Origin of the sequence: Gordonia sp. (in: high G+C Gram-positive bacteria) (assembly GCF_020438995.1) — a bacterium.
Taxonomy (GTDB): Bacteria; Actinomycetota; Actinomycetes; order Mycobacteriales; family Mycobacteriaceae; genus Gordonia.
Map to the genome: position 1 here is coordinate 31,239 of NZ_JAGQTN010000078.1, position 24,584 is coordinate 55,822.

The 24,584-nt window shown below is 68.5% G+C and carries 21 protein-coding genes; 13 read left to right on the top strand and 8 right to left on the bottom strand.

All coding sequences use genetic code 11. The annotated features are described in order from the left end of the window. Positions 1-9: 9 nt before the first annotated feature. From KDB67_RS06775 to KDB67_RS06790, 4 genes are all read right to left on the bottom strand, one after another. Positions 10-1,221, bottom strand: coding sequence for a GGDEF domain-containing protein (locus KDB67_RS06775; protein ID WP_291013978.1), 1,212 nt, complete (start codon positions 1,219-1,221; stop codon positions 10-12). Positions 1,222-1,378: 157 nt separating this feature from the next. Next, positions 1,379-2,755 carry an exopolysaccharide biosynthesis polyprenyl glycosylphosphotransferase gene (locus tag KDB67_RS06780; RefSeq protein ID WP_291013981.1) on the bottom strand — a complete coding sequence of 459 codons (1,377 nt, stop codon included), beginning with the start codon at positions 2,753-2,755 and terminating at the stop codon, positions 1,379-1,381. Between the two features lie 154 nt (positions 2,756-2,909). After that, positions 2,910-4,085 (bottom strand): EAL domain-containing protein, encoded by a 1,176-nt coding sequence (locus KDB67_RS06785; protein WP_291013984.1) that lies wholly within the window; start codon positions 4,083-4,085, stop codon positions 2,910-2,912. Between the two features lie 178 nt (positions 4,086-4,263). After that, positions 4,264-5,316, bottom strand: a complete 1,053-nt coding sequence (locus tag KDB67_RS06790) for an LLM class F420-dependent oxidoreductase (protein ID WP_291014024.1) — start codon at positions 5,314-5,316, stop codon at positions 4,264-4,266. Between the two features lie 292 nt (positions 5,317-5,608). Here KDB67_RS06790 and KDB67_RS06795 point away from each other — a divergent pair, with 292 nt between their 5' ends. From KDB67_RS06795 to KDB67_RS06820, 6 genes are all read left to right on the top strand, one after another. Continuing rightward, positions 5,609-6,838, top strand: coding sequence for an inorganic phosphate transporter (locus tag KDB67_RS06795; protein WP_291013986.1), 1,230 nt, complete (start codon positions 5,609-5,611; stop codon positions 6,836-6,838). A 32-nt stretch (positions 6,839-6,870) separates the two neighbouring features. Further along, entirely contained in the window at positions 6,871-7,152 is a 282-nt protein-coding gene (locus tag KDB67_RS06800; RefSeq protein ID WP_291013988.1) for a hypothetical protein, read from the top strand. A gap of 200 nt (positions 7,153-7,352) precedes the next feature. Then, complete coding sequence (locus KDB67_RS06805; RefSeq protein WP_291013990.1) at positions 7,353-7,739, top strand: DUF3349 domain-containing protein; 387 nt, start codon at positions 7,353-7,355, stop codon at positions 7,737-7,739. A 41-nt stretch (positions 7,740-7,780) separates the two neighbouring features. Next, positions 7,781-9,064: an o-succinylbenzoate--CoA ligase gene (gene menE, locus KDB67_RS06810; RefSeq protein WP_291014026.1), complete on the top strand. Its 1,284-nt coding sequence runs from the start codon at positions 7,781-7,783 to the stop codon at positions 9,062-9,064. A gap of 156 nt (positions 9,065-9,220) precedes the next feature. Continuing rightward, positions 9,221-10,108 (top strand): 1,4-dihydroxy-2-naphthoate polyprenyltransferase, encoded by an 888-nt coding sequence (locus KDB67_RS06815; RefSeq protein WP_291013992.1) that lies wholly within the window; start codon positions 9,221-9,223, stop codon positions 10,106-10,108. 191 nt (positions 10,109-10,299) lie between these two features. Continuing rightward, entirely contained in the window at positions 10,300-11,805 is a 1,506-nt protein-coding gene (locus KDB67_RS06820; RefSeq protein ID WP_291013994.1) for a HAMP domain-containing sensor histidine kinase, read from the top strand. A gap of 35 nt (positions 11,806-11,840) precedes the next feature. On the opposite strand, the gene KDB67_RS06825 is transcribed toward KDB67_RS06820, so the two are convergent. Further along, positions 11,841-12,530, bottom strand: a complete 690-nt coding sequence (locus tag KDB67_RS06825; RefSeq protein WP_291013996.1) for a response regulator transcription factor — start codon at positions 12,528-12,530, stop codon at positions 11,841-11,843. Between the two features lie 77 nt (positions 12,531-12,607). Here KDB67_RS06825 and KDB67_RS06830 point away from each other — a divergent pair, with 77 nt between their 5' ends. Continuing rightward, positions 12,608-13,312 (top strand): metal-dependent transcriptional regulator, encoded by a 705-nt coding sequence (locus tag KDB67_RS06830; RefSeq protein WP_291013998.1) that lies wholly within the window; start codon positions 12,608-12,610, stop codon positions 13,310-13,312. A gap of 7 nt (positions 13,313-13,319) precedes the next feature. Here the strand turns inward: KDB67_RS06830 and KDB67_RS06835 are convergent, their stop codons facing one another. Both KDB67_RS06835 and KDB67_RS06840 read right to left on the bottom strand, forming a co-directional pair. Beyond that, complete coding sequence (locus tag KDB67_RS06835) at positions 13,320-14,198, bottom strand: Clp protease N-terminal domain-containing protein (RefSeq protein WP_291014001.1); 879 nt, start codon at positions 14,196-14,198, stop codon at positions 13,320-13,322. Next, entirely contained in the window at positions 14,195-14,488 is a 294-nt protein-coding gene (locus KDB67_RS06840; protein WP_291014004.1) for a helix-turn-helix domain-containing protein, read from the bottom strand. Before KDB67_RS06840 ends, KDB67_RS06835 begins: the two co-directional genes overlap by 4 nt. A gap of 219 nt (positions 14,489-14,707) precedes the next feature. Between KDB67_RS06840 and KDB67_RS06845 the strand changes: the two genes are divergently transcribed. From KDB67_RS06845 to KDB67_RS06870, 6 genes are read left to right on the top strand one after another with little or no spacing between them, the layout of a single operon-like run. Then, on the top strand, positions 14,708-15,361 hold the full coding sequence (locus KDB67_RS06845; protein ID WP_291014006.1) for a response regulator transcription factor: 654 nt from the start codon (positions 14,708-14,710) through the stop codon (positions 15,359-15,361). Further along, entirely contained in the window at positions 15,328-16,572 is a 1,245-nt protein-coding gene (locus KDB67_RS06850) for an ATP-binding protein (protein ID WP_291014008.1), read from the top strand. Before KDB67_RS06845 ends, KDB67_RS06850 begins: the two co-directional genes overlap by 34 nt. Beyond that, positions 16,569-17,666: a hypothetical protein gene (locus KDB67_RS06855; RefSeq protein WP_291014010.1), complete on the top strand. Its 1,098-nt coding sequence runs from the start codon at positions 16,569-16,571 to the stop codon at positions 17,664-17,666. Before KDB67_RS06850 ends, KDB67_RS06855 begins: the two co-directional genes overlap by 4 nt. Further along, a complete protein-coding gene (locus tag KDB67_RS06860) occupies positions 17,663-19,957 on the top strand; it encodes an ATP-binding protein (RefSeq protein ID WP_291014012.1) in 2,295 nt (764 codons plus the stop codon). The genes KDB67_RS06855 and KDB67_RS06860 overlap by 4 nt, the downstream gene beginning before the upstream one ends. Beyond that, positions 19,954-21,165: an ATP-binding protein gene (locus tag KDB67_RS06865; RefSeq protein ID WP_291014014.1), complete on the top strand. Its 1,212-nt coding sequence runs from the start codon at positions 19,954-19,956 to the stop codon at positions 21,163-21,165. Before KDB67_RS06860 ends, KDB67_RS06865 begins: the two co-directional genes overlap by 4 nt. Next, positions 21,162-22,265: a hypothetical protein gene (locus KDB67_RS06870; RefSeq protein WP_291014017.1), complete on the top strand. Its 1,104-nt coding sequence runs from the start codon at positions 21,162-21,164 to the stop codon at positions 22,263-22,265. The genes KDB67_RS06865 and KDB67_RS06870 overlap by 4 nt, the downstream gene beginning before the upstream one ends. 330 nt (positions 22,266-22,595) lie before the next feature. Here KDB67_RS06870 and KDB67_RS06875 read toward each other — a convergent pair. Further along, positions 22,596-24,584: ABC transporter permease (locus tag KDB67_RS06875; RefSeq protein WP_291014019.1), on the bottom strand; the 1,989-nt coding region annotated here is incomplete at its 5' end.

Here is a 24,584-nt window from a genome sequence, read left to right on the forward strand (position 1 = left end):
TGCGCTGTCTCAGCGGACGGACCCTCGTAACGCCGGTGAGCCGCGACCGCCTCCGGGTGCAGGATGTCGGCCATGGCCACCTGCCTTCCGGTCGTCCGCAACTGCGCGAGCCCCGGCCCTGACCAGCACGTCGGATTCGGCCAGCGCGATCCGATTGCGCCCGCTCCCTTTGGCCGCGTACAACTCCTGGTCGGCTGCTGCCAGCAGTTCATCGATCACCGCATGGGTCGGTCTGCGCAGCCAGTCGGCCGACCTCGGAACCGGGGCGTACACCGCGCCGATGCTGACCGTGATATCGGTGTATTCAGCGACCTTCACACGCAGACTGTGACAGAAGCGCGCCAGGTCGCGCCCACTGTCCACCGGAACCACCACGACGAACTCCTCACCACCGGTTCGCGCGACCAGCCCGGCGTCGGCGGTCAGCTCCGTCAGTACCTCGGCGACTACGACCAGGACCGCATCACCGGCGGAGTGGCCATACCGATCATTGAGTTGTTTGAAGTAGTCGATGTCCAACTCGATGAAACCGACTGCCCGACCCCACCAGGTCGATGACCCGACCTCTGCATCCCAGCGGGAGACGAGCCCTCGCCGATTGAGGGTCATTGTCAGCGGATCGGTCTCGCTCAGCGCCGATTGCCGCTCCAACGCAGCGGACAACGACGACCGAAGCATCAGCACCAGGGAGGTCGGCACGATCACGGCCATCACCAACGCCCCGCCGCTGATGACCAGCGCTACGATCGACTCCGCCCTGGTCGCGACGGCTGCAAAACCCAAACCGATCGCGACGACGGCGAATCCGATCGCCGTCGGGGTCGGCGACTCCATCGCGGCGAGCGCGGGAACGGCGGCGAGCAGGGCCAGCACCATGTGCGCGGTTCCCGGGTCGGCCAGCACCCCTGCGGAAATCGCGACGCCGACCATCCCGCCGAAGCCCAATACGGCGAACATCACGTCGGTGAGCCGACCGACCGCAGCGGTGATCACTATCGAGATCACCGTATAGATACCGACCCCGACCATCCACGGCACGCCCCCCGGTTCCAGCGTGGACTGCACGGCCAGGACGGTAGCGATCAACGGCAGCGCACCGACCTCGCTGACGAGCACCGACTGCGTTCGCTGGTCGAAATGCGTCGCCAAGCGGTTGCGGCGCAGGGGCCGTGGCGGGCGATCGCCTCGGCTGACGGATCCGACTTCCACAGAGATCGTCACGTCCTCGCGGGCGAGCCCGCTTGCGGTAGAGCGACAACGATCGACAGATTCCCGGATTCGCACGATTGGCAGATCACTGGCTTCTCCATTCATGTGCGTGCAAAATCCACGATGCGAGATCTTCTCGATCAAACCATGAACTCGATCAAACCGCCGTTCAGGACCCCGATCCGCGCAGTACCGCACCGACTGTGCGGACGATGATCTTGATGTCGAGCCAGACGCTCCAGTTCTCGATGTAGAAGTTGTCGTACGCGGCGCGATCGCTGATGCTGGTGTCCCCGCGCAGTCCGTGCACCGCCGCCCAACCGGTCAGCCCGACGTCGACGCGATGACGGTCACCGTAGCGTGGCACCGACGACTCGAACTGTTCGACGAAATGGGGCCGCTCCGGGCGGGGGCCGACGATGGACATGTCGCCGCGCAGTACATTCCACAACTGCGGCAGTTCGTCGATCGAGGTCTTGCGCATCAGTTTGCCGAGCGGATAGATCCGGTCCGTGGGCTGCCACTGCGAATCCGAGGCTGTTTCCGTAGCGGGCCGCATCGAGCGGAACTTGAGCATGTCGAACAGCTGCCCGTCGCGGCCGATCCGTCTCTGCCGGAACAGGATCGGGGCGCTCGGATCGGACAGGAACACGCCGAGAGCCACAAGGGCCATCGGGATGGCGAGCACAGCCAGGGCCAGTGACACCACGGTGACGTCGAAGACCCGCTTGAGCTTCCAGTACCAGGTACGCAAGGCGTCCCGGCGCACCCGCACCAGCGGAATCGTATGAATCCGGTCCATGGTGGGGGTGAGCGAAACGAATTCGTACAACCGCGGGACGATGAAGATCTCACAATCGAGTTCGTCACAGGCCCGCAGGGGCCCGACCAGCCGCGAATCCGGCGCCGAACCGAACGACACCAGCACGATATCGATGTCATGCTCGACGGCCTTGTCCAGGATGGCGCCACCCTCGACCCTGACTCGGGTGTCCACGAGTTCGGACATCGGACTGTCGCTGACCGCCACGACCACATCGAGGCCCAATTCGGGGAGAGCGCGGGTGTTCTTGATCAGCTCAACCGATACCAGCCCGTCGCCGACGACCATCGCCCGCATCCTCACGGCCGGCGAACGCCGCCTACGCCTGCGGACGAATATGTAGTACGCGGTGCGGACGACGAACAGGGCGACGAATACCAGGGTGGCGTAGGCCGCGGTGCGGGTGATCGACTCGCCCGGGCGGGCTACGGCGAGTACCGTCCCGGAGCTGATGATCGACCAGGCCGCCAGCCGCGGCAGATCGTCGAGCGCCGACAGGGTCAGCCGCGAACGGTACAGGCCGGCGACCTCCAGCGACACCAAAGTAAGTGCGACACCCACGATGCCCACGGCCTCTGCGTAGCCGCCTTCGTCAAGGTGGACGAGAACCGAGATCACTAGCATGGTCGTCGCGTCCAGTCCCAGCAGCAGCCAGTCGATCCGGCTGCGCAGCACCGCGGACAGTGTCTGCTGCCGGTCCGGCATGCGAGAAAGTGCCACCATCGATTCCTGATATCCTCCGCTGTCCCGCAGGCCTGGATTCCGTGTGATGCCCTGTTCACAGCCCATTTCTATGTCAAATGCAATAGCGAAAATAGCATGCATCGAGGTTTGGCGCCGTGTCCGGAAAGGTCGTTCGCGGGTGCCACCGAGTGCACTACGCCAACGAGGCCGGCCTGCCGAACAGGTACCCCTGCGCCATGTCGCATCCCAGTTCCTTGACGGCGGCCAGCACCTCCGGCGTTTCGACGCCCTCGGCGACGGTGAGCGCGCCCGCCGCGGACGCCAGGTCGCAGATCGCGCGCACCACCGCCCGGTCCATCCGTTCGCTCGGCATCCGACTGACCAGCGCACGGTCGACCTTGAGCACGTCGATCGGCAGATTCCGCAGATACCCCAGCGCGGCGAAGCCGGCCCCCAGGTCGTCGACGCAGATCCCGCACCCGAGCCCGTGCAGGGTCCAGATGGTCCTGTCGGCGACGCTGCCCTGGGTGACGACGGCGTTCTCGGAGATCTCGAACCACAGCCGCGCCGGGTCCAGGCCGTGTTCACCGAGCAGCCACCCGACGTAGTCACCGAGCCACCTGTCCCGCAACTGCCCGGCTGAAAGATTCACCGACATGAACGCATCCGGCCCGAGTAGTTCGGTGACCGGCCCGGCCAGTGCCTCGACCGAGCGGGCGATCGCGACCCGGCCGACCGGCACGATCAGCTCGGTCGCCTCGAGCCCCGCCAAGAACACGTCGGGCCCCACGAGCGCGCCGTCGCGCCGCCAGCGCAGCAGCGACTCGTATCCGGCCGTCGTCACCTCACCCGCACCCAGCTTCACGATCGGCTGATACACCGGCTCCCAGGAGTCCGACGACGCCGCGGCGAGGTCGGAGCCGATCCCGGCGCGGCGGCGGGCCACGGCAAGCATTCCGGGACGGGCGATCACCACCGGGGCGCCGAACTCGATGGCCTCACGCAGCGTGGTATCGGCGACATGCGCCAGATCGTCGTCGCCCCAAGGGGATTCCTGCACGACGGACCGGTGCGCAATACCCACGCGGACATCGACGAACCGTGCGGGCACATAGGGGTCGGCGACCCGGACGCCCGACACGTCGAGCAGAGACAGGTCGAACGCATGAACGTCGGACGGACCGGCGGCACCCGACCGCCACAGCCAGTCCAGTGGACCGCGCCGCTCGAAAGTTCCCCCTACCAGAACCTGACCGAGCACGGCATCGACGTACCGCTCGGCCACGGCGACGGACTCCGCCCAGCCGTACAGTTCTGTTCCCCTGCGATACGGGTCGACGGTGATGGCCACGACTGTTGCGTCCGGCACCGCACGCATTGATTCCCTCTATTCAGCGAGTAGGCCGACTTCCCCACCTCACCCCCGAGCAGACGGCGAACTTCGCCATCAGCGATGGCGCGACAAAAGTAGCACAGGATCGGCAGGTCAACCCCCAAATCTCGCCGACCATCTCACCCTGCTTTCGGCTTCAGTGGCGGCCTCGCGCTCAGCCGATCAACTCGCGCAGGATCTCCATGTCCTCGACGCGCTCGGCGTGCGTCCCGGCCGCCGGCGCGGCCAGGAGCACCCCCACACCCGCGGCGCGGAAGGCCTCGACCCGCTCGGCCACCTGCGATCTGGGCCCGATCAGGGCGGTCGAATCCACCAGATCCTGAGGCACGGCTGCGGCGGCCTCGGCCTTCTTACCGTCCAGATACAGATCCTGGATCAGCTTGGCCTCGTCGACGAATCCGTAACGCACGGCCAGTGAGTTGTAGAAGTTCTTGCCGCGGGCGCCCATGCCGCCGATGTACAGCGCGCAGTGATTGCGGACGAGTTGGTTGGCATGCTCGATCTGCTCGGCGTCGTCGGTGATCAGCGCGGCGGCGTTGACCACGATGCGTAGCGGCGGGAGGTCCGGGCTGCGCTTGGCCTTGCCGGCCTCGAGAGCCTCCCCGAACGCGGCATCGACGTACCCGGGATGGAACAAGAACGGCTGGAATTCCTCGAAGAGCTCGGCGGCCAACTCGGTGTTCTTGGGGCCGATGGCGGCGAGCAGCATCGGGATGCGATCCCGCACCGGATGGTTGATGATCTTCAAGGCCTTACCCAGGCCCGACCCGCCATGCTCGGGGCCGAGCGGCAAGTGGTAGTGCTTACCGTCGAAGGTCACCGGCTCGCGCCGCCACACCTTGCGGCAGATCTCGACGTGCTCGCGGGCGCGGCCGAGAGGCGCGTTATAGGGCACCCCGTGGAAGCCTTCGATGACCTGAGGACCGGACGCCCCGATACCCAGGATCGCGCGGCCGCCGGAGATGTAGTCCAGGCCGGCCGCGGTTATCGCCAGGTTGGTGGGGGTACGCGAGAACATCGGCAGGATGCCGGTCTGCAGTTCCATCTTCTCGGTACGCGCCGCGATGTAGCCGAGCTGACTGACCGCGTCGAAGCTGTAGGCCTCCGGCACCGTGACCCTGCCGACACCCGCCCGCTCGAAGTCGGCGAGGTGGTCGATGGTCTCGCGGAAGTCGCCGGCGTAGTTGATCGGCATGCCGAGCTTCATCGGGGCAGCAGTTGGCGTCATGCACACGCATTCTTCCACAGCCGTACGAGCGGTCGGTCGGCACCCGTACGAGCGGTCGGTCGGCGACTTTCGGACGCCGACGAGGCGGCCACGAGACCAACGGCGCAGGACCAAAGTCCCCGGGTCATCCACCGGAAGATTTCCACTTGGCCGACGGAACGTGAACAGTCGGTGAACACCTGGCGCGATAGAGCAAACACGCACGTCAAATGGGGTCTTTTGGCTTTCCCGAAGTTAGGTGCCAGAGCGCGTCACACAGCATGATGATCGCATGAGCTCAGAGATGCTTATTCTGGTGCTGCTCGTCATCACGGCACTCGGTTTCGACTTCACCAACGGATTCCACGACACCGGCAACGCCATGGCGACCTCGATCGCCACCGGAGCCTTCAAACCCAAGACCGCGGTCACCGTCGCCGCGATCCTCAACCTCATCGGCGCGCTGCTGTCGGTCGAGGTGGCGGCAACCATCACCAAGGACGTACTGAAGATCCAGGAGACCAAGGGCGACGGAGCCGGCGAGCTGGTCGCAGGACTCGACGCCCAGAAGGCGCTGCTGATCATCTTCGCCGGACTCATCGGCGGCATCCTGTGGAATCTGTTCACCTGGCTGTTCGGCCTGCCGTCGAGTTCCTCGCACGCACTGTTCGGCGGACTTATCGGTTCAGGCCTGGCCGCCATCGGGTTCGGCGGCATCAACTGGGCCGGCATCACCCACAAAATCCTGGTCCCCGGCCTGGCCGCGCCGGTGATCGCCTGCATTGTCGCCGCCACCAGCACATGGATCATCTTCAAGATCACCAGTTCGATCGCTGAGAAGAACCGGGACGCCGGATTCCGCTATGGCCAGCGCGCCACCGCGTCCCTGCTCGCCCTCTCGCACGGCACCGGCGACGCGCAGAAGACCATGGGTGTCATCGCCCTCGCCCTCATCGCCACCAATCATCTGGATGCGCGCACCGTCTCCAGCGGGTTGCCGATCTGGGTGGTCCTGACCTGTGCGTTCGCCATCGCCCTGGGTACCTACCTCGGTGGCTGGCGCATCATCCGCACCCTGGGTAAGGGCCTGGTGGAGATCAGCTCGCCGCAGGGCTTCGCCGCCGACGCATCCTCGGCCGCGATCATCCTGACCTCCTCCACCGCGGGTATGGCACTGTCGACCACCCACGTCGCCACCGGCTCGATCTTGGGCACCGGCGTCGGCAAGAAGGGCGCCGAGGTGCGCTGGAGCGTCGCGGGCCGCATGGCGGTCGCCTGGGTGACCACGGTTCCGGCCGCCGCAACGGTGGGTGCCCTGTGCTTCTGGCTCGGTCACCTTATCGGCGACGTCTACGGCGCCATCACGATCTTCGCGATCCTCGTGGCCGCTTCCGCTTACATGTACTGGCGCGCACAGCAGAACAAGGTCGACCACAACAACGTGACCGACGACTGGGAGGACGGCAGCGGTACCACCGTCCCCGCGGGTGAAGAGCCCGCGACCCGTCCTGCGTCGGTCTGACCCCGCGCGATCAGCTAAGGATTGAAAGCACCATGCACATAGTCGAATCCATCGCCCGAGTGCTCATCGTGGGTCTGATGCTCGGAGCGGGACTGCCCGCGATCTTCGCGGTCGGCCTACGCCTGCACGCCGTCGGTATGGGCAACGAGCACGCCGATGGCACGGTGACGGCCCCCGATCCGGTCCGCAAGGCCGCCGCTTACGTCCTGTTCGGGCTGGTCGTGGTCGTCATCGCTGTCGGCATCCTCTGGGTGTGCCGACACACCCTCGACTTCCATCTGGGCGTCAGAGTCTTCCCTGACGCCTGGTACTAGGACAGGAACAGTTCGGCGCCGACCCCGTGAGGGTCGGCGCCGAACTGTTGTCACTGCCCGATTCCGGCGGTCGGCACCGCAAGGGTGTGTACTGGGATGACAAGCATCCGAACCGGACACGATGTCAGACACCGGCCCGGACACGCCCCAGCCCGTGAACCGAGTACAACAAATCCCAGGTACGAAGAAGGGAGGCGATCATGGACCGACCACAGCTACTCATGAAAGTCGTCGAATGGTTGCGGGCCGGCTACCCCAACGGGGTACCCCAGGGCGACTACATTCCGCTCGTGGCACTGCTGCGCCGACAACTTTCCGACGATGAACTCGACCAGGTGACCTCCGACCTGATCGACGACTCCCTGCGGCATCTCGAACCGATCTCCAAGATCGACGCGGGAGTCAAGATAACCAAGGTCACCGACGAGCTCCCCCACGCCGTCGACATCGCCCGGGTGCGGCAGTTGCTCGTCGTGGCCGGCTGGCCGTTCGACGACGAACCGCTCGCCGACACCATCACCCCGAACGCGTCACCCGAACCCCTCGAGGACGGCGAGGGTCCCGGCGAGTCCGGAGACGGCCACTGAACCGGCTGCACCCGCTGGAGCTGGTAGGCGCACCGGAAGTCCTGGCCCACACGGACACGCTCGCCGGGCTCCTCGAGCACGGCGCCACCCGAGCCGTCCTGCCGGTGCCCGGCGACGCCGCGGCCGCGGCCCGGTTGTGCGCCGCCCTCGGCGCCGGCGAACCGATCGGCGACGACGTGACATTGGTGATCTCGACATCCGGTTCGACCGGCATCCCGAAAGGCGCTCAGCACACCGCGGCGACCCTGCGCGCCTCGGCCCGAGCCACCGAGGCTTTTCTCGGCGGACCGGGCAATTGGCTGCTCACTCTGCCACCGCATCACATCGCCGGGCTGCAGGTGCTGCTGCGGGCAATCGGTGCCGGGTACCGTCCCCGCGTCATCGACGTGCGCGACGGCTTCGGGGTCGACGACTTCGTCCGCTCCACCGGCGAGCTCGACGGCGTGCGTCGGTACACATCGCTGGTGCCCACCCAGTTGATCAAGGTGCTGGCGTCACCGGCGGCCACCGACGCCGCCCGGACATTCGACGCCATCCTCGTGGGCGGGGCCGCAACCCCGGAATTGTTGCGGCGCAAAGCGATCGATGAGGGTCTGGCGATCGTGTGCACGTACGGGATGAGCGAGACCGCCGGCGGCTGCGTCTATGACGGTTTTCCCCTCGACGGGGTCGAGGTGCGGATCGAAGGCCCCGGAGACGGCGGCGCCGGACGTATTTGGCTCGGTGGTCCGATGGTCGCCGACGGCTACCGCAATCTGCCGCACCACCCGTCGTTCGGGCAATACCTCTCCAGGGATTCCTCCGGGGGGCCTTCCTCCGGGGAGCACCGGTGGTTTCGTACCGACGATCTCGGGATCGTCGAATCCGGACTGCTGCGGGTCGTCGGGCGGGCCGATCAGGCCATCAGCACGGGTGGGCTCACGGTGCTGCCCGAGGTGGTGGAGGAGGCCATCGCGGCCGATCCGTCGGTCGCCGAATGCGTGGTGCTGGGCCTGCCCGACCCGCGGCTCGGCGAGAAGGTGGTGGCGGTGCTCGTCGAATCCGAGGCCGGGGCCGTGGACCCGAACCTGATCATCGAGCTCGTGACCGCTCGGCTCGACCGATTCGCCGCGCCGCGCGAGGTGATCGTCGTCGACACCCTGCCGATGCGGGGGCCGGGCAAACCCGACCGGGCCGCACTGCGGGAACGGCTGACCGGCGCAGTTGCGCCAGAAACGGAAAGCCGGGTGCCAGGACCGGAAAAGGGTCCGGAAACGGAGAAGCGCCCTGCCGACTTGGGGGGGATGCAGGCAGGGCGCAAGTCTCCGGGAAGAGACTTCACATAGTGTGCCATGCCCGCCGCGAAAGCGCTACCCGATTCACCCGTTCCGCGTGTCGCGGCGTGTCTCGTGTCTCCCGGTGCCATTTTTCGCGGTGCTTTTTCTCCCCGGGCCGTGTCTCCCGGTGTCGTGAGGTGGCCCGGCGCGTGTAAGGATCGGTTCGTGGCTACCGCACAGCAGTGGATCCAGGGCGCACGCCCGCACACCCTTCCGAACGCGATCGCACCCGTCGTCGCGGGCGTCGGCGCCGCCGCACACGCCGCGGGTGATCTCTCGGCGGGCGATCTGTCCTGGTGGCGGGCGGGGCTCGCGCTGCTGGTGGCGCTGTCGCTGATCGTCGGCGTCAACTACGCCAACGACTACTCCGACGGGATCCGCGGCACCGACGACGACAGGGTCGGCCCGATGCGGCTGGTCGGATCGGGTGCGGCCGCGCCCGCGGCGGTCAAACGCACCGCTTTCGTGTGCTTCGGGGTGGCCGCGATGTGCGGGCTGGTGCTGGCGATCAGTACCGCGTGGTGGCTGGTCGCGGTCGGCGCGGTATGTATCGCAGGGGCCTGGTTCTACACCGGCGGCAGCTCCCCGTACGGCTACCTCGGCTTCGGTGAGGTGGCGGTGTTCGTGTTCTTCGGCCTCGTCGCGGTGCTGGGCACGCAGTTCGTCACCGCCGACACCGTCGACTGGGTGGGGCTGGTGTGCGCGATCGCCGTCGGCTGCTTCTCCAGCGCCGTGCTGGTGGTCAACAACCTCCGTGACATCCCCTCGGACACCGAATCGGGCAAGATCACCCTGGCCGTGCGGCTCGGTGACGCCCGCACCCGCATCCTGTTCGGCACGTTGCTGACGGTGCCGCTGGTCGTGTCCGTGGCCCTGGCCGGGGTGACGTGGTGGGCGCTCATCGGTCTGTTCGCCGCACCTCTGATCTGGGTCGCCTCCGGGCCGGTGCGCACCGGCGGCATCGGGCCGGCGCTGATCGTGTCGCTGGCCACCACCGGCAGGGCGATGCTGCTGTGGTCGGTGGCGACGGCGGTGGCGCTGCTCGTGGGGTGAGTGTTGTTCGTGGCCGTGGTGGTGTCAGGGGTGAACCTCACCGGCCCCAACGCGTCCCTCGCGCCTTCGTCGCTTCGGCCTCAGGGATCAAGGAGTTCGGCCTCGGGACCCAGATGGCCGGCAGTGACGGTTCTTAGCGAATCCTGAGAACCGGTGGCGGCCAGACCGGAGGCCGACCTACTGTCGGCGACGTGCCGTCCACCACCGACAGCAGCGGGCCCGGCGCCCGCAGGTGGCTCAGTCCTGTCCGCACCCGGCTCACGCTGGTGGCCACGGCCGTGGTGACCGTCGCGATGGCACTGGCCGCGGCCGGCATGTTGCTGACGATGCACCGCATCCTGATCCGCGACGCCGAATCGGCGGGTGCGACCAGGGCGCATCAGCTCGCCGAGGCGCTCGAGGCCGACGGCCTGAACGCGATGACGCCGATGATGCTGGCCAGGGCACCCAACGTCGCCGACGTGGTCATCATCGATGCCGCCGGCGAGGTTCAGAAGTCCAGCGTGGTGGGGGTCCGGCCGCTGCTGGCGAGCCTGCCGCCAGGACGTACCAAGGTCGTCCGCAATATCGAGGTGATCGGCCGGTACGACTACCGGTACACCGTCAACGCGGTGGGGGTGCAGACCCCCGACGGCCCGCTCACCGTGCTCGTGACCACCGACCAGGGGCCGATAACCACCTCGGTCCTCACGGTCGGGTACACCATCTGCCTGGTGTTCCCCGGCATCATCATCGGGGTCGCGCTGCTCACCTACTTCCTGGTCGGCAGGGCGCTGCGGCCCGTCGAATCCATCCGCAGGCAGGCCGATGCGATCTCCGGCGGAGACACCAGCAGGCGGCTGACCGTGCCGGACACCGGTGACGAGATCGCCGAACTGGCGGGCACCATGAACGCGATGCTCGAACGCATCGAGCATTCCCGGGCACGGCAATTGCAGTTCGTCAACGATGCCTCGCACGAATTGAACAGCCCGCTCACCACTCTCGTCGGCCTGCTCGACCTGTCCCGCGCCACCGGGCAACCAATCGACGTCGACACCGTAGAGACGATCATGCTGCCGGACGCACAGCGGCTCGGACGGCTCGTCGAGGACATGCTGACCCTGGCCCGTGCCGACGAGCACGGTATGCGCGCTAGGACGCAACCGGTCGACCTCGATGACCTGGTGCGTGCCGAGGTGGCCCGGATGCGGGCGCTGTCCCCGGCCGCAGTGTCGTCGGCGATCGTGGCGGCCCGCGTCGACGGCGACCCCGGCACGCTCACCCGGGCCATCCGCAACATCGCAGACAATGCGGCCCGGCACACGCGAAACCAGTTGTCGTTCAGCATGTCCCGTGACGAACACCGGCACCGGGTGACGGTCACCGTGGCCGACGACGGTCCGGGCATCGCCGACGCCGACAAGGCCCGGGTGTTCGACCGGTTCGTCCGCCTCGACGACTCGCGCGACCGCGGGCAGGGCGGTTCGGGCCTCGGCCTGGCGATCGTGACCGAGATCGTGCGCGCCCACGGCGGAACCGTGTCCGTCGCCGACAATCCGGGCGACGGTGCCGCTTTCACGATCACGCTGCCGCTGGCACCGCAGACCCCGGACGACGACGGCCGGGCCGAACCGGAATCCCCCGAACCGGAATTCCCTGCCCCGAAATTCCCTGACACCGAGGCGGTTGCGGACACCACAAGGGTTCCCGAATGACTACCACGGCGAATCTAGTTGCACCGGAATACTTTTCAGGAGGTGTGCGCACCACCGTCGGCGGCCAGCCGATAGCCGTGCCCACGGACCGTCTCTATCGCCTTGCGGCCGAACGGCGCATCGACGCGCCTGCGGAGGTAACTGATGTAGACCTCGACCAGGTTGTCGTCGCCACCGACTTCCGCGTCCCATACGGAGGCGAGGATGTCGGCTTTGGACCGGACCTGCCCCTTATGTCGCATGAGATCCTCCAGGACCGCGAATTCCCTTGGTGTCAAACCCAATTCGGTATCGCCGCGATGGACGGTATGTGCGGCCGGGTCGAGATGGAGGTCGCCGGCGGACAGGACCGCCGGACGTTCGGGCGCCCCCCTGCGGGCCAGAGCACGCAGCCGGGCGATCAGCACGACGACCGAGAACGGTTTGGTGAGATAGTCGTCGGCGCCGAGATCGAGCGCGTCGGCCAGGTCGTACTCCCCGCTCTTGGCGGTCAGCATGAGCACCGGTGTCCACACCTTCGCGGCGCGCATCCGGCGAACCACCTCGTAGCCGTTGAGGCCCGGCAGCATGATGTCGAGCACGATCACGTCGAACTTCGAACCCACGGCGCTGTTCAGGCCCGATACCCCGTCACCGGTGACCTCCACGACCCAGCCCTGCGACACGAGCGTCCGCCGGACGGTCTCGGCCACGTTGCGGTCGTCTTCCACCAGCAGGATGCGCATGTCCCGACCAAGTCCCCTTCACACGGCAGGTGAGTATGTACCAGCACTCAACCCTAACCGCCGCACCCGGACACGCGGTGGCGCCAGGCAGCCCCAGAGCCAGGCCCCGGCCCGCCGACGCGGTGTCGGAAACGGCGGTCGCCTACCTGCGGACCATCTACAACCTCGGTGAGGACGGTGTGCCCGCGCGCCGCGCCAGGCTGTGCGACAGGCTCGGGCTGTCGAGTCCGACGGTCTCGCAGATGGTCGGGCGACTGCAGGCCGACGGGCTGGTGCGGGTGGGCCCCGACCGGCAGGTGGAGCTCACCTCCGACGGCCTGGCCCTGGCGGTGTCCTCGACTCGCAAACATCGGCTGGCCGAGCGGATACTCGTCGACATGCTCGGACTACCGGTGCTCGCGGCGCACGCCGAGGCGTGCCGCTGGGCCCAGGTGATGAGCGACGACGCGGCCGAGGGCGCGGCGTCGGCACTTGTCGGGCCGCCGGTCTCGCCCTGGGGCAATCCGATCCCGGAGCCCGGCAGCAGCCGGATGCCCACACCGTCGGCCACCCGGCTGCCGGACGTACCCCGCGCGAGCAGACCGGTGTCGGGACGGGTGCACTGGGTGTCCGAGGACACGCAGGCCGACGACGCGTTCATGGCCGAACTCGTCGGCGCCTGCATCGTGCCCGGGGCGACGGTCGCGATCACCACGACTTGCACCGGCTATTCGCTGCGCGGCGTGGGCACCGTGCAGATCCCCCGCAAACGGGCCCACGCCGTCCAGATCGACCTGGGCTGAGAGCCGGTCAGGCGTCGGCACCGACGGGGGGCATCGAGTCGACGACCGCCTGGCGCAGTTCCTCGACGGTGACCGTCGCCGTCGCCAGCACCGCGCGGGAGGCGTCGTCGGCGACGTCGATAATGCCGAGCAGCAGGTGCTGCGCGGTGATCGAGCGGTCGCCGCGGTCCCGGGCGATGACGGCCGCCTGACGCAGTGCGGCGCGGGCGTCGGCGTCGAAACGCGGACGGCCGCCGCGGCCGCGTGGTCCGCGGCGTCCCCGGCCGGCCTCCCAGGGACCGGGACCGCCGGGTCCCTCAGGTCCCCCGAAGCCGCGCGGCCCGGGCCCGCCGGGTCCGAATCCGCCGGGTCCGAAACCTCCCGGTCCGTGACCACCGGGCCCGTGTGCACCGGGCCCGTGACCACCCGGACCGAAGCCCTCGGGACCTTCAGGGCCTTCGGGGCCACAGCCCGGACCGAAACCCGGTCCTGGTCGGCCGCGGCCCCTGGGGCCACGGCCCCGGCGCTTGTCGCCGCGGCCACCGGGGCGTCCGCCCCAGCCCTCGGACAGGTCGTCGCCGAACTTCCCACGCACCGCCTCACGCACCTTGTCGAGGTCGATACCGATGGCGCGCAGTGCGTCCCGGTCCTCGTCGTAGCGTGCGGCGGCGGCGTCGCGGTCGGCGTCGGCAGCGGGATGGGCGGCTCGGTGGGCCGACACGACGGCCCGGGCACCGGGCAGCGCCAGGCCGCGTTCGCCGAGCAGCCCGAACAGCGGGCCGCGGGCGTTGCAGAGCATCCCGAGAACGAGATGGTCGTTGCCGAGTGCCGGATGGCCGAGGTCACGGGCCTCCTGTTCGGCAAAGGCAAGCATCATGCGATCTTCTCGCGTGAATCGTTCGATCATGGTTCTTCTTCTCCTTCCGGCCCTCGGGGCCGGCGTTCGTTTGCGTGTTTCTGATGCACGGCCTGCCGGCTGACCTGCAGAATGTCTGCGATCTGTTGCCAGCTCCAGCCCGCTTTCCGCGCGTTGGCCACCTGAACCTCTTCGAGTCGGTCGGCGAGGGTGCGCAGGGCGCGTACCGCGCCGAGCCCGCGGTTCGGGTCGTCATCGGCGGCCAACCGGGCCAGATTGTCGGAGGACTCGCCATCAACGGAGTCCGCCTGCGTGGCGTTGTCACTGGGATCGTCGTGCATGATTGTCAGGTTATATTGACAACCACGGTCGTGTCAATAATTGTTGACGACCAGATTTCCGGATCGTTCCCCCACGACGAATATCGTCCCCCCAGGACGAATGTCCCAACCCCTCGATGTCCGGCCCCGATGTCAGTGCCCTGACCTAGGCTCTAGGTCTGACGAAAAATTTGCGCGCAGACGCCGGGGCAAGCGCACCGAGGTGACGGAGGGACAACGATGACCGCATGCCGCATAGGCATCGTGGAGGACCACACGGTTGTGATCACGGGACTGCGCCAGATTCTGGAGGCCGAACCCGACCTGGATATCGTCGCGGCCGCACCGACCGTCGCCGAGCTCCTCGATCTGGAAATCGATGTCGACATGGCCATCCTGGACCTGCGCCTGCCCGACGGATCGTCGCCCGCCGCCAACGTCACCGACCTACACGCCGCCGGCATTACCAAGGTCCTCGTGTTCACCTCCGGCGAGGAGCCCTACCTGGTGCGGACCGCCGCGCGGGCGGGTGTGCTCGGCGTCATCAACAAGGCCGAACGCGATTCCGTCATCATCGACGCGATCCGCACCACCAGCCGCGGGGAGATGGTCGGGTCGCTGGACTGGGCAATGGCCGTCGACAGTGACGGCGAGTTCACCGCCGCGGCGCTCAGCCCCCGGCAGCGGGAGGTGCTGGGTCTCTACGCGTCCGGCGAATCCGCCGCCCGGGTGGCATCCCTGACAAACCTGTCCACGGACACGGTCAACGACTACCTCGGCCGCATCCGGCAGAAATACGCCGAAGTCGGCAGACCCGCATCCACCAAGACCGACCTGTACCGGCGAGCCCTGGAAGACGGATGGCTACCCTTTCCCCGGCGACGCCGCAAATAGCCCCGGCGCAGCCCGATCACGCCGCTGTGCAGTCGGATCAGGCCGCCGAAATCCGTATCGAGCGGCTGTTCTCCATCTTCGTCGGCGCAGGTTACCTGGGCTATCTGCCGCTGATGGCCGGTGCCATCGGCAACGCCGCCGAGCACACCGCCGCGTGGTGGACGCCGTCGGCGCTGCTTCTGGTCTTCGGTCCCGCCGTGGTGTTGCTGGTGGCCGCCCTCACCCGCCACCGGACGGTGGCGCGCTGGGCGGGACGCTCGGCGGCCGGCGGCTTTGTGGTGGCGGCGGTGTCCTTCGGTCCGGCATGGGACGGGCACCCGATACCCGACTACCTGTGGTTCGCGATCATCTCGGGCCTCGCGGCGTTGGCCGCGGCGGTCACCATCTCACCGCGCTGGGCATTCATCACGCTCATCGCGGCAACGATACCCGCCAACGTGTACCAGTACCTCGTGCGAGATTCGTCGAACACCCATAACCTGCTGGTCACGATGCTGTTCGCGTTCTCGTTCACCCTGCTGTTCCTGTCCGCGGCGATCATGGCGATGCGCACCGGGCGCGTCCTGGACGCCACCCGCGCCAATACCTACGCCGAAGCCGCGGCAGCCGCGGCAGCCACCGCTCGCCGCAGCCAGCGCAGTCATATCGACGCGCTGCTGCACGACTGGGTGATCTCGACGATGCTGGCGGCCGGACGGCAGGGCAACACCGAGTCCGTCCGCAGACAGGCCGCGCTCACCCTCGACAAACTCGACTCCGGTCCGATCGTGCTGACCCGTGTTCCGGCGGCCACCGCGATGGCCCAGCTGCGCGCCGGGGTTCTCGAGGTCGACTTGACCCAACCCATCGACGCCCGCATCGACGAGGCAGCGAACGACATCCCCGCCGACGTCATCGACATCATCGACGCCGCGATCTGCGAGGCCGTGCGGAACAGCATTCGGCACGCCGGCCCGGGCGCCCGCCGGACGGTGTCGATGATCATCACCGCCGATGGAATCGACGCCACGGTCATCGATGACGGGACCGGTTTCGACCCCGCCGACGTCGCACCGCACCGGCTCGGGCTAGCGGTCAGCATCCTGGGCCGCCTGCGCGCACTGCCCGGCGGGTCGGCCGAGGTCACCACCGCGCCTGGCGAAGGCACGAGAGTCGATCTGCGCTGGACCAACACCGCTAGCGACGTGACACGCGGTCCGGCACCGGCATGAACAGACGGAACCGGCGTGAGCCGCCGGACGCGACGCGCCCGTACCCCGAAGTCCTGCTTGCAGCGGACCACCACGCCGGCGGTGACGTCCGCGACCTGCTCGGAATGAACACCCGCAGCGCGTATCTGGTGGCCGGGTTGTACCTGGTGTCGCTGACCGCCGACCTCATCGTCTCGGTCGGCAACGGGAGCGATCTGCTGCCCGGCCTGGCGGTGCTGATCATGGTGGCGCTGGGCGCCGTCGGGCTGCTCGGCATCCCCGACGACCCGCTTCCGGTGCGGTACGTCGCGGCCGCTCTCGTCTGCGGGCCGATCGGGGTGTACCTGTCGTTCATCGGTACCCCGCTGCCCCCGTCCGGTCCTGAACAGACGTGGCAGTTCGCGGCGCTCACTGCCGTCGCCACCTACATGTGCGTCCGTGGCCGGGCCGGCTCGGCCTGGCTGCTGCTGTGTCTGGTGGTGGGCGCGGCCATGGTGTGGACACAGCGGTACGGTGACGGCGCCACTCAGGGCCTGGCGCTGGGCGCGATCAACTTCGGGCCACTGTTCATGGCGACGCTGTTCGCCTTCACGATCCGCCCGGCCGCGGCCAGCATCTACGCACTGCGCAGGCGCGCCGTCGAACGCAACGCGGCACAGGTGGCCTCGCTGGCCGCTGTCGCCGAACACGACAAGCAGATGCGCGCACTGAACCAGCGGGTACGGCCGATGCTTGAACGGATCACCGACCAGCACCCGCTCACCGATGACGAACGCACCGAATGCCTGGCCCTGGAGGCACAACTGCGCGACGCCCTGCGAGCCCCGATCCTGGCCGGCCACGAACGCACCGCACAAGCCGCCGCCCGCGCCCGCGCACGCGGGGTGACTGTGGTGATGGTCGACGGGCATGGCCTCGACGCCGCCACAACCAGCGACCGCGACAGCGTCCTGGACAGCATGGCCGGCGCACTGGACTCGGTGACCCACGGATCCATCATCATCCGCGTGCTGCCACCGGGGCGTGACCTCGCCGCGACCGCCGTCATCGACCCCGATGCCGGTGGTGCCGAATCCGCCTCGCGGGCCACCCGCCTGGAATTCGCGATGCCATGACACCCGTCATCGAGAAAGCGCCGACGTCGCCGCAAGTAGCCGACCCCCGGCCGGATCAGGCCGCCGAAGTCCGCATCGAGCGGCTGCTCTCCATCTTCGTCGGCGCAGGTTGCCTGGGCTATCTGCCGCTGCTGGCCGGCTCGATCGTCAGCACAGCCGAACATACCGCCGCGTGGTGGACCCCTACTGCGGTCCTACTCACCTTCGGTCCCTCGGCGGTCCTGCTGACCGCTGCCCTCACCCGTCACCGGATAGCCATGCATTGGGCGGCGCGGGCCTGCGCCGTCGGCCCCGTCGTGGCGACCGCATCCTTCGGACTGGCTTGGGACGGGCACCCCGTGCCCCAATTCCTCTGGTTCTTCATCGTCCCCGAGATGGCGACAGTCGCCGCCGCCATCAGCATGTCGACGGGCTGGATGTTGACCACGCTCATCGCAGGCGCCGTTCCCGCCAACGGATACCAGTACCTCGCGCGAGAAGCGTCGTATACCGACAACCTGCCGGCCACGATGCTCTTCTGCATCTCGTTCACCTTGCTGTTCGCGTCCGCGGCGATCGTCGCGATGCGCACCGGCCGTATCCTGGATGCCACCCGCGCCAACACCTACGCCGAGGCCGCGGCCGCCGCCGGGGCGGGCGCGCGGCGCAGTCAGCGCAGCCACATCGACGCACTGCTACACGACTGGGTGATCTCGACGATGCTGGCGGCCGGTCGCCAGGCGAATACCGCCGCCGTCCGCAGACAGGCGGCGATCACCCTCGACAAACTCGATTCCGGGCCGATCGCGCTGTCCCGGCTACCCGCGGCCACCGCGATGGCGCAATTGCGCGCCGGTGTTCTCGACGTCGACCTGACCACAGCCATCAGCACCCACATCGACTCCGACGCCCCGGATATCCCCACCGACGTCATCGACATTATCGATGACGCGGTGAGCGATGCGGTGCGTAACAGCATTCTGCATGCGGGTCCCGGCGCCCGGACCACGGTGTCGCTGTCCATCACCGGCGATGGTGTCCGGACGACCGTCACCGACCACGGCACCGGATTCAGCCCCGACGACGTGCCGCCGCACCGACTGGGGGTGGCGGTCAGCGTGCTGGGCAGGGTGCGCACACTGCCCGGTGGATCCGCAGAAGTGATCACCGCGCCGGGCGAGGGCACCAGGGTCGACCTGCGCTGGACCGGGTCTGCGTACGGTTCCCCCGGCGTTCGTCGCGATGACACGGTGAGCACCCGGAAGCCGCCCGAGCCGCCGGCCACCGCATTCTTGTCGGGCGATGTCCGCGATCTGCTCGGTATGAACACCCGCACCGCGCATCTGGTGGTCGCGTTCTTCCTGATCGCGCTGACCGCCGAACTCCTCGTCTCGGTCGACCACGGCAGCGCTCTCCTGCCCGGTCTGGCATCGCTGATCATGGTCGCGCTGTGCGCGGCGGGGCTCCTCAAGATCCCCGCCGACCCGCTGCCGGCGTGGTCCGTCGTGGTGACGCTCGTGTGTGTCCCGATCGTCGTCTACCTGTCCTTCATCGGCACGCCACTACCCCTCACGCGCGCCGAACACACATGGCAGTTCGGAGCGTTCACCGCTGTCGCGGGCTACATGTGTGTGCGCGGCCGGATCGGCAGCGCCTGGCTGTTCCTGAGCCTGCTGGTGGCAGCGGCCATGCTCTGGACGCACCGGTACGGCGACAGTGCGGCACAGGGCCTCAGCATCGGCGCCAACAACTTCGGGTTACTTTTCGCGGCAACACTATTCGCCTTGACGGTCAGACCTGCAGCCGCCGATATCTACCAGTCGCGCAAGCGTGCGGTGGAACGGAACGCGGCGCGGGTGGCCTCGCTGGCGGCCGTCGCCGAACACGACAAGCAGATGCGCGCACTCAACCATCGGGTCCGGCCGATGCTCGAACGGATTGCCGATCCAGCCCCGCTGACCGACGACGAACGCGCCGAATGCCTCGCTCTGGAAGCACAACTGCGCGACGCCCTGCGAGCCCCGATCCTGGCCGGCCACGAACGCACCGCACAAGCCGCCGCCCGCGCCCGTGGACGCGGAGTGACCGTGGTCATGGTCGACGGACACGGCCTCGACGACACCACGGCCGCCGACCGCGAATACGTACTCGAACGCCTGGCCTGCGCCCTCGACACTGTGACCGGAGGATCGATCATCATCCGGGTCCTGCCCCCAGGACGCGACCTCGTCGCGACCGCCGTCATCGACCCCGACGCAGGCGGCACCGAATCCGCCTCCTATGCCACCCGACTCGAATTCGCGCTGCCATGACCACCACCGCCGATACCACCGGTGCCGGCTCCACGATCGCCGACGACCCGATCCCGGACAACGAGGCCCAGACCCGCATCGTCCGCTTGTTCGGGATCTTCGTCGGCAGCTCCTACCTGGTGTATCTGGCGATCCTGAGCCCGTCGATCGTGTCGAACACCGATCTCGTCGCCGGGTGGTGGACGGTTCCGGCGGTCGCTGCGGTGTTCGGGCCACCGGTCGTCCTGCTGGCCGCCTCGATCGTCCGGCGCCGCGACCTCGCGCGCATGGCAGCGGTGACGTCGGCCGTCGGCTATCTCGCAGCCGGGCTGACCTGGCTGATCGCGTGGAACCACGAGTCCTCGACAGTACCCCTGTGGTATTCGATGCTCCCGGCGTTCGCGGCACTGGCGGCGGCCGTCGTGATGCCCGCCCGGACGACGATTGCCTACCTGTGCGCGGCCGTCGTGCTCTCGTGCACCACCGAGTACCTCGCCCGCCCGGACGACAAGGCCGGAATCCTGCCACTGTCGATCATGTTCACGCTGAGCTTCAGCCTGCTGTTCGTGGCGGCCGGCGTGATGACGTTGCGCACCGCACGCCTGCTCGACGAGACCAGGGCCGGCACCTACGCGGCGGCGGCACGGACCGCGGCCACCCTCGCCCGCAAGTCTCATCGAACCAAAATTGATGCGCTGCTTCATGATTGGGTGATTTCGACTTTGCTGGCGGCCGGTCGGCAGGGCAACAACGACGCCGTGCGCCAGCAGGCGCTGCTCACCCTGGACAAGCTCGACACGCAGCCGGTGCCCGCCACCATGGTCCCGCTCCGCGCGGCCCTGACCCAGCTGCGCGCCGGCGTCCACGCCGTCGACCTCTCGCCGCGGGTGGACGCCACCGCATCCCCCGAATCCGCGGCGCTGACCATCCCCGCGGATGTGGTGGACGTGCTCGACGCCGCCGTCAGCGAGGCCGTCCGCAACTCGATGCTGCATGCGGGTGCCGACGCCGCCCGGCACGTGTCGATCCGCGCCGATGTGGACTCGCTCACGGTCGACGTCCTCGACGACGGATGCGGATTCGATCCCGGCGCCGTGCCCCCGCACCGCCTCGGGGTGGCGGTCAGCATCATCCGGCGCGTACGCGCGCTCGAAGGCGGATCGGCGCAGGTCGTGTCCCGGCCCGGCGCGGGCACCGCGGTCCATCTGGCCTGGTCGGCGCCGCGATGATCGGCCGGCGCCTCGGCGTACCGGCCGGCGAGTATCCGGTGGATACCGCGGCCGGCGGCAACGTGCGCGGACTACTCGGGATGACGACCCGGGCGGCGTGGCTGATCGTGGGTCTGTTCCTGGTCTCCAAGACGGTGCAGGTGGTCATGGTCGCCGGCGACGTGCATCCGCAGTGGCCCAGCGTTCTGCTGCTGATCGTGCTGGCCCTGTGCTGCCTGGCGCTGCTGGCCGTGTCCGCCGACCCGCTGCCATGGCCGCTGACCGTGGCGATGGCGGTGGTCGTGCCGGTACTCCTCTACCTGGTGTTCACTACCACGCCGTCGCCGACCACCGCTCCCCAGCAGACCTGGCCGCTGGGGATGGTGACGGCGATCTGCATCTACCTGAGCATCCGCGGGCGCACCGCCGCGGCGTGGGTGTTGATGATCGGCTGCACCGCGGCGTGCGCGATGTGGACGGTCGACACGGACCGCGGGATCGGTGCGGCCGTCGGACTCATGTCCACCACCATCGCCGCACTTGTGGCGGCCACCCTGTTCTCGCTGACGATCCGGCCGGCCGTCGAGAACATCTACGAACTGCGCAACCGCTCGATGCAGTCGATCGCCGCCCAGGTGGCCGCGCTCGCCGTGCTCCAGGAGAACCGCGAACAGATGCGGTATCTCGACGCGGAGGTGCGGCCCACTCTCAACCGGATCGCCCGGCCGCAGCCGCTCACCGACGCCGAACGCGACCGGTGCCGACGCCTGGAGGAGTCACTGCGCGACCGGCTGCGGGCCCCGATCATCGCCGCCGATCCCGGAACCGCCGGTGCGGCCGCCCGCGCCCGGGGCCGCGGCATCGAAGTCGTCCTGGTCGACGCGCACGGACTCGACGACTCCGCCCCCGCGGTGCGCGGCTCGGTACTCGCCGCGGTCGCCGACGCGCTCGACTCCACGACGACGGGGTCCGTGGTGGTGCGTGTGTTGCCACCGGACCGGGCACTGGTGGCCACCGTCGTCATCGACCCGCAGGTGCCGGGTTCCGAACCGGTCCGGCTGGAGTTTTCCGCCGACGGCGAGCGTGTCGACCGTCCGGGCGACAACCTGGGAGAACGCTGAGACTTCGGACCATAAACCGTGCTCACTGACTACACTCGCCGGTATGCGAGGCCGTGAGGAATGTTCCGGTTGTGGCCATCCGCGCCACGCGCACGAACATCACCGTGCGGGTCTTGACTGTGCGCAGTGCGGCTGCCCCCAATTCACGAGGCCACGCTGGTGGCAGCGGAGGCGCCGCGTCCGGCCCACCGCCGCGCCGCTGCCGTTCGTCCGGCGCCTACACACCGGCCCGGTGTATCCGTCGCAGCAGCCGCCCGAGCCCCGCCGCAAGTCGGTCTGACCACCCTGCCGGTTTTCAGTGCGATCGTTTGAAACCGGCAGGGGGTAAGTTCACTCCTGAGCTATCGACTCGCTGATGTTGAGTCTGGCCGCCCGCATCGCCGGCACCAGGGCGCCGAGCAGACACAGCGCCATCGCGATCGTCACGAACAGCAGCGTCGACGGCTGCGGTGAGTACTCGACACCGACGGAGGTGGTGGCCGCCAGGATCTTGTCGGCCAGCCAGTGCAGCACGCCGCCGAACAGCAGTCCCGCTACCGAGCCGACGATCGCGACGGCCGCCGCCTCGGCCAGCACCATCCGGGAGATGAACCTGCGGGAGGCGCCCATGGCCCGCAACACCCCGAGTTCGCGGCGCCGCTCGATCACCGACAGCAGCAGCGTGTTGAGCAGCGCGATCGCCGCCGCGCCCGACACGATCCACTGGATCGCCACGGTGAACGCCCCCGACTGCTCGACGATCTGTTTCGACGACTCGATCGCCTGGGTGCCGCTGTGCACGTCGACGGGCTCACCGGACGCCGACGGATTCTGTTCGGCGATCCGCTCGAGTTCGGTCCGCACCTGTTCGGCGTCGGCGCCGGGCTTGAGAGTCACCTGGAGGTAGGTGGCGCCGTCTCGGTCGAACCACTTGCGTAGTAGATCCAGTGACATCGCGGCCGTTCCCGAGTCCAGCGACACGTAGTCGACGGTCGCGAGCACCGTCGTCTCGCGGTAGCCGGTCGGGGTGGCCAACCGTACGCGGTCGCCGGTGCCGACATCGAGCGTGCGGGCCAGCACCTTCGAGAACACCATCCCCTTCCCGGCCAGCATGTCGCGGCGGGCGTCGGCCGGCGCCTTCTTCATGAACGGGGCGAGCGAGCCGGCTGTCAGACCCTGCACGATGATCCGGGCCTCGCCGACGTTGACCGTGGCCCACTGGCCGTCGGTCACCTCGTCCACGCCCGGCACCTTCCGGATCTGCTTGGCGATCACGGGCGAGAGCAGCGGGTCGGTGGGCAGTTGCCCGAGCGGCTGCGATGCCACGTAGAAGTCCGGGTCGGCGAGCCCGTCGAGTGAGTCGGACATCGACGAGACCATGTTGGCCAGCGCCCCGGAGGTGCCCATCCCCACGGCGATCGCCACCGCGACGGTCATCAGGGTCGCCCACGCCCGGCGCGGCGCGCGTTCGGTGTTGACGGCGGCGAGCTGCCCGGGGCCGGAGAACAGGCGCGCACACCGCACCACCAGCCACACCAGCGGCCCGGTGAGCGCAAAGCACAGCAGCAGCACCCCCACCGCGTACACCGCGCCCGCGATGATCGCCGGGCGTCCCGGAACCTGCAATGCCACCGCGAACGATCCGGCGATGACGCCGATCCCGGTGACCCCCGCAACCTGCCGCAGAATACTGCGCGGCGCCGCCGATTCGGCGACCTCGCCCTGCGACATCGCCTCGACGGGCGAGACCGCGAACACCGACCGCGCGGCCAGCATCGTCGCCGCCACGCACGCCACCACGCACGCCAGGACCGCGATGACCGGCGCACTCACCGGCAGGTGGTACTGCGTCACCATGCCGCCGTGAGACTCGCCGGACCCGGCCGACACGGCCGCACGGCCGCCCAGGATGCCGAGCGGTACCCCGATGAGTCCGCCGACCAGTCCGTACACCGCGGACTCGCCGAGCAGGTCGATCACCAGATGCCCGCGTTTGGCGCCGAGCGCCCGCAGCATCGCCATCGACTGGCGCCGCGATGCGACGGCCATGTTCATGGTGTTGAACACCAGGAATGCGGCGATGACCAGCGAGATCAGCGACACCAGCAGCGTCGCGTCGCGGGTCACCGAAGTGGCGGTCTCCATCTGTTTGGCCCGGAATGCGGGGTCGACGACGACGGCGCGGCCGTCGACGATCCGGTTGATCTCGCTGCGCAGCTGTGCGGTGGGGACACCGTCGCGCGGAACGATGAGGATCGAATCGAGCCTGCCCACCTTGGCCGTGAGCCGTTGCGCCAGATTCAGATAGGCGAACACGAAGCCGCCGCCGTTGAGCGCGTC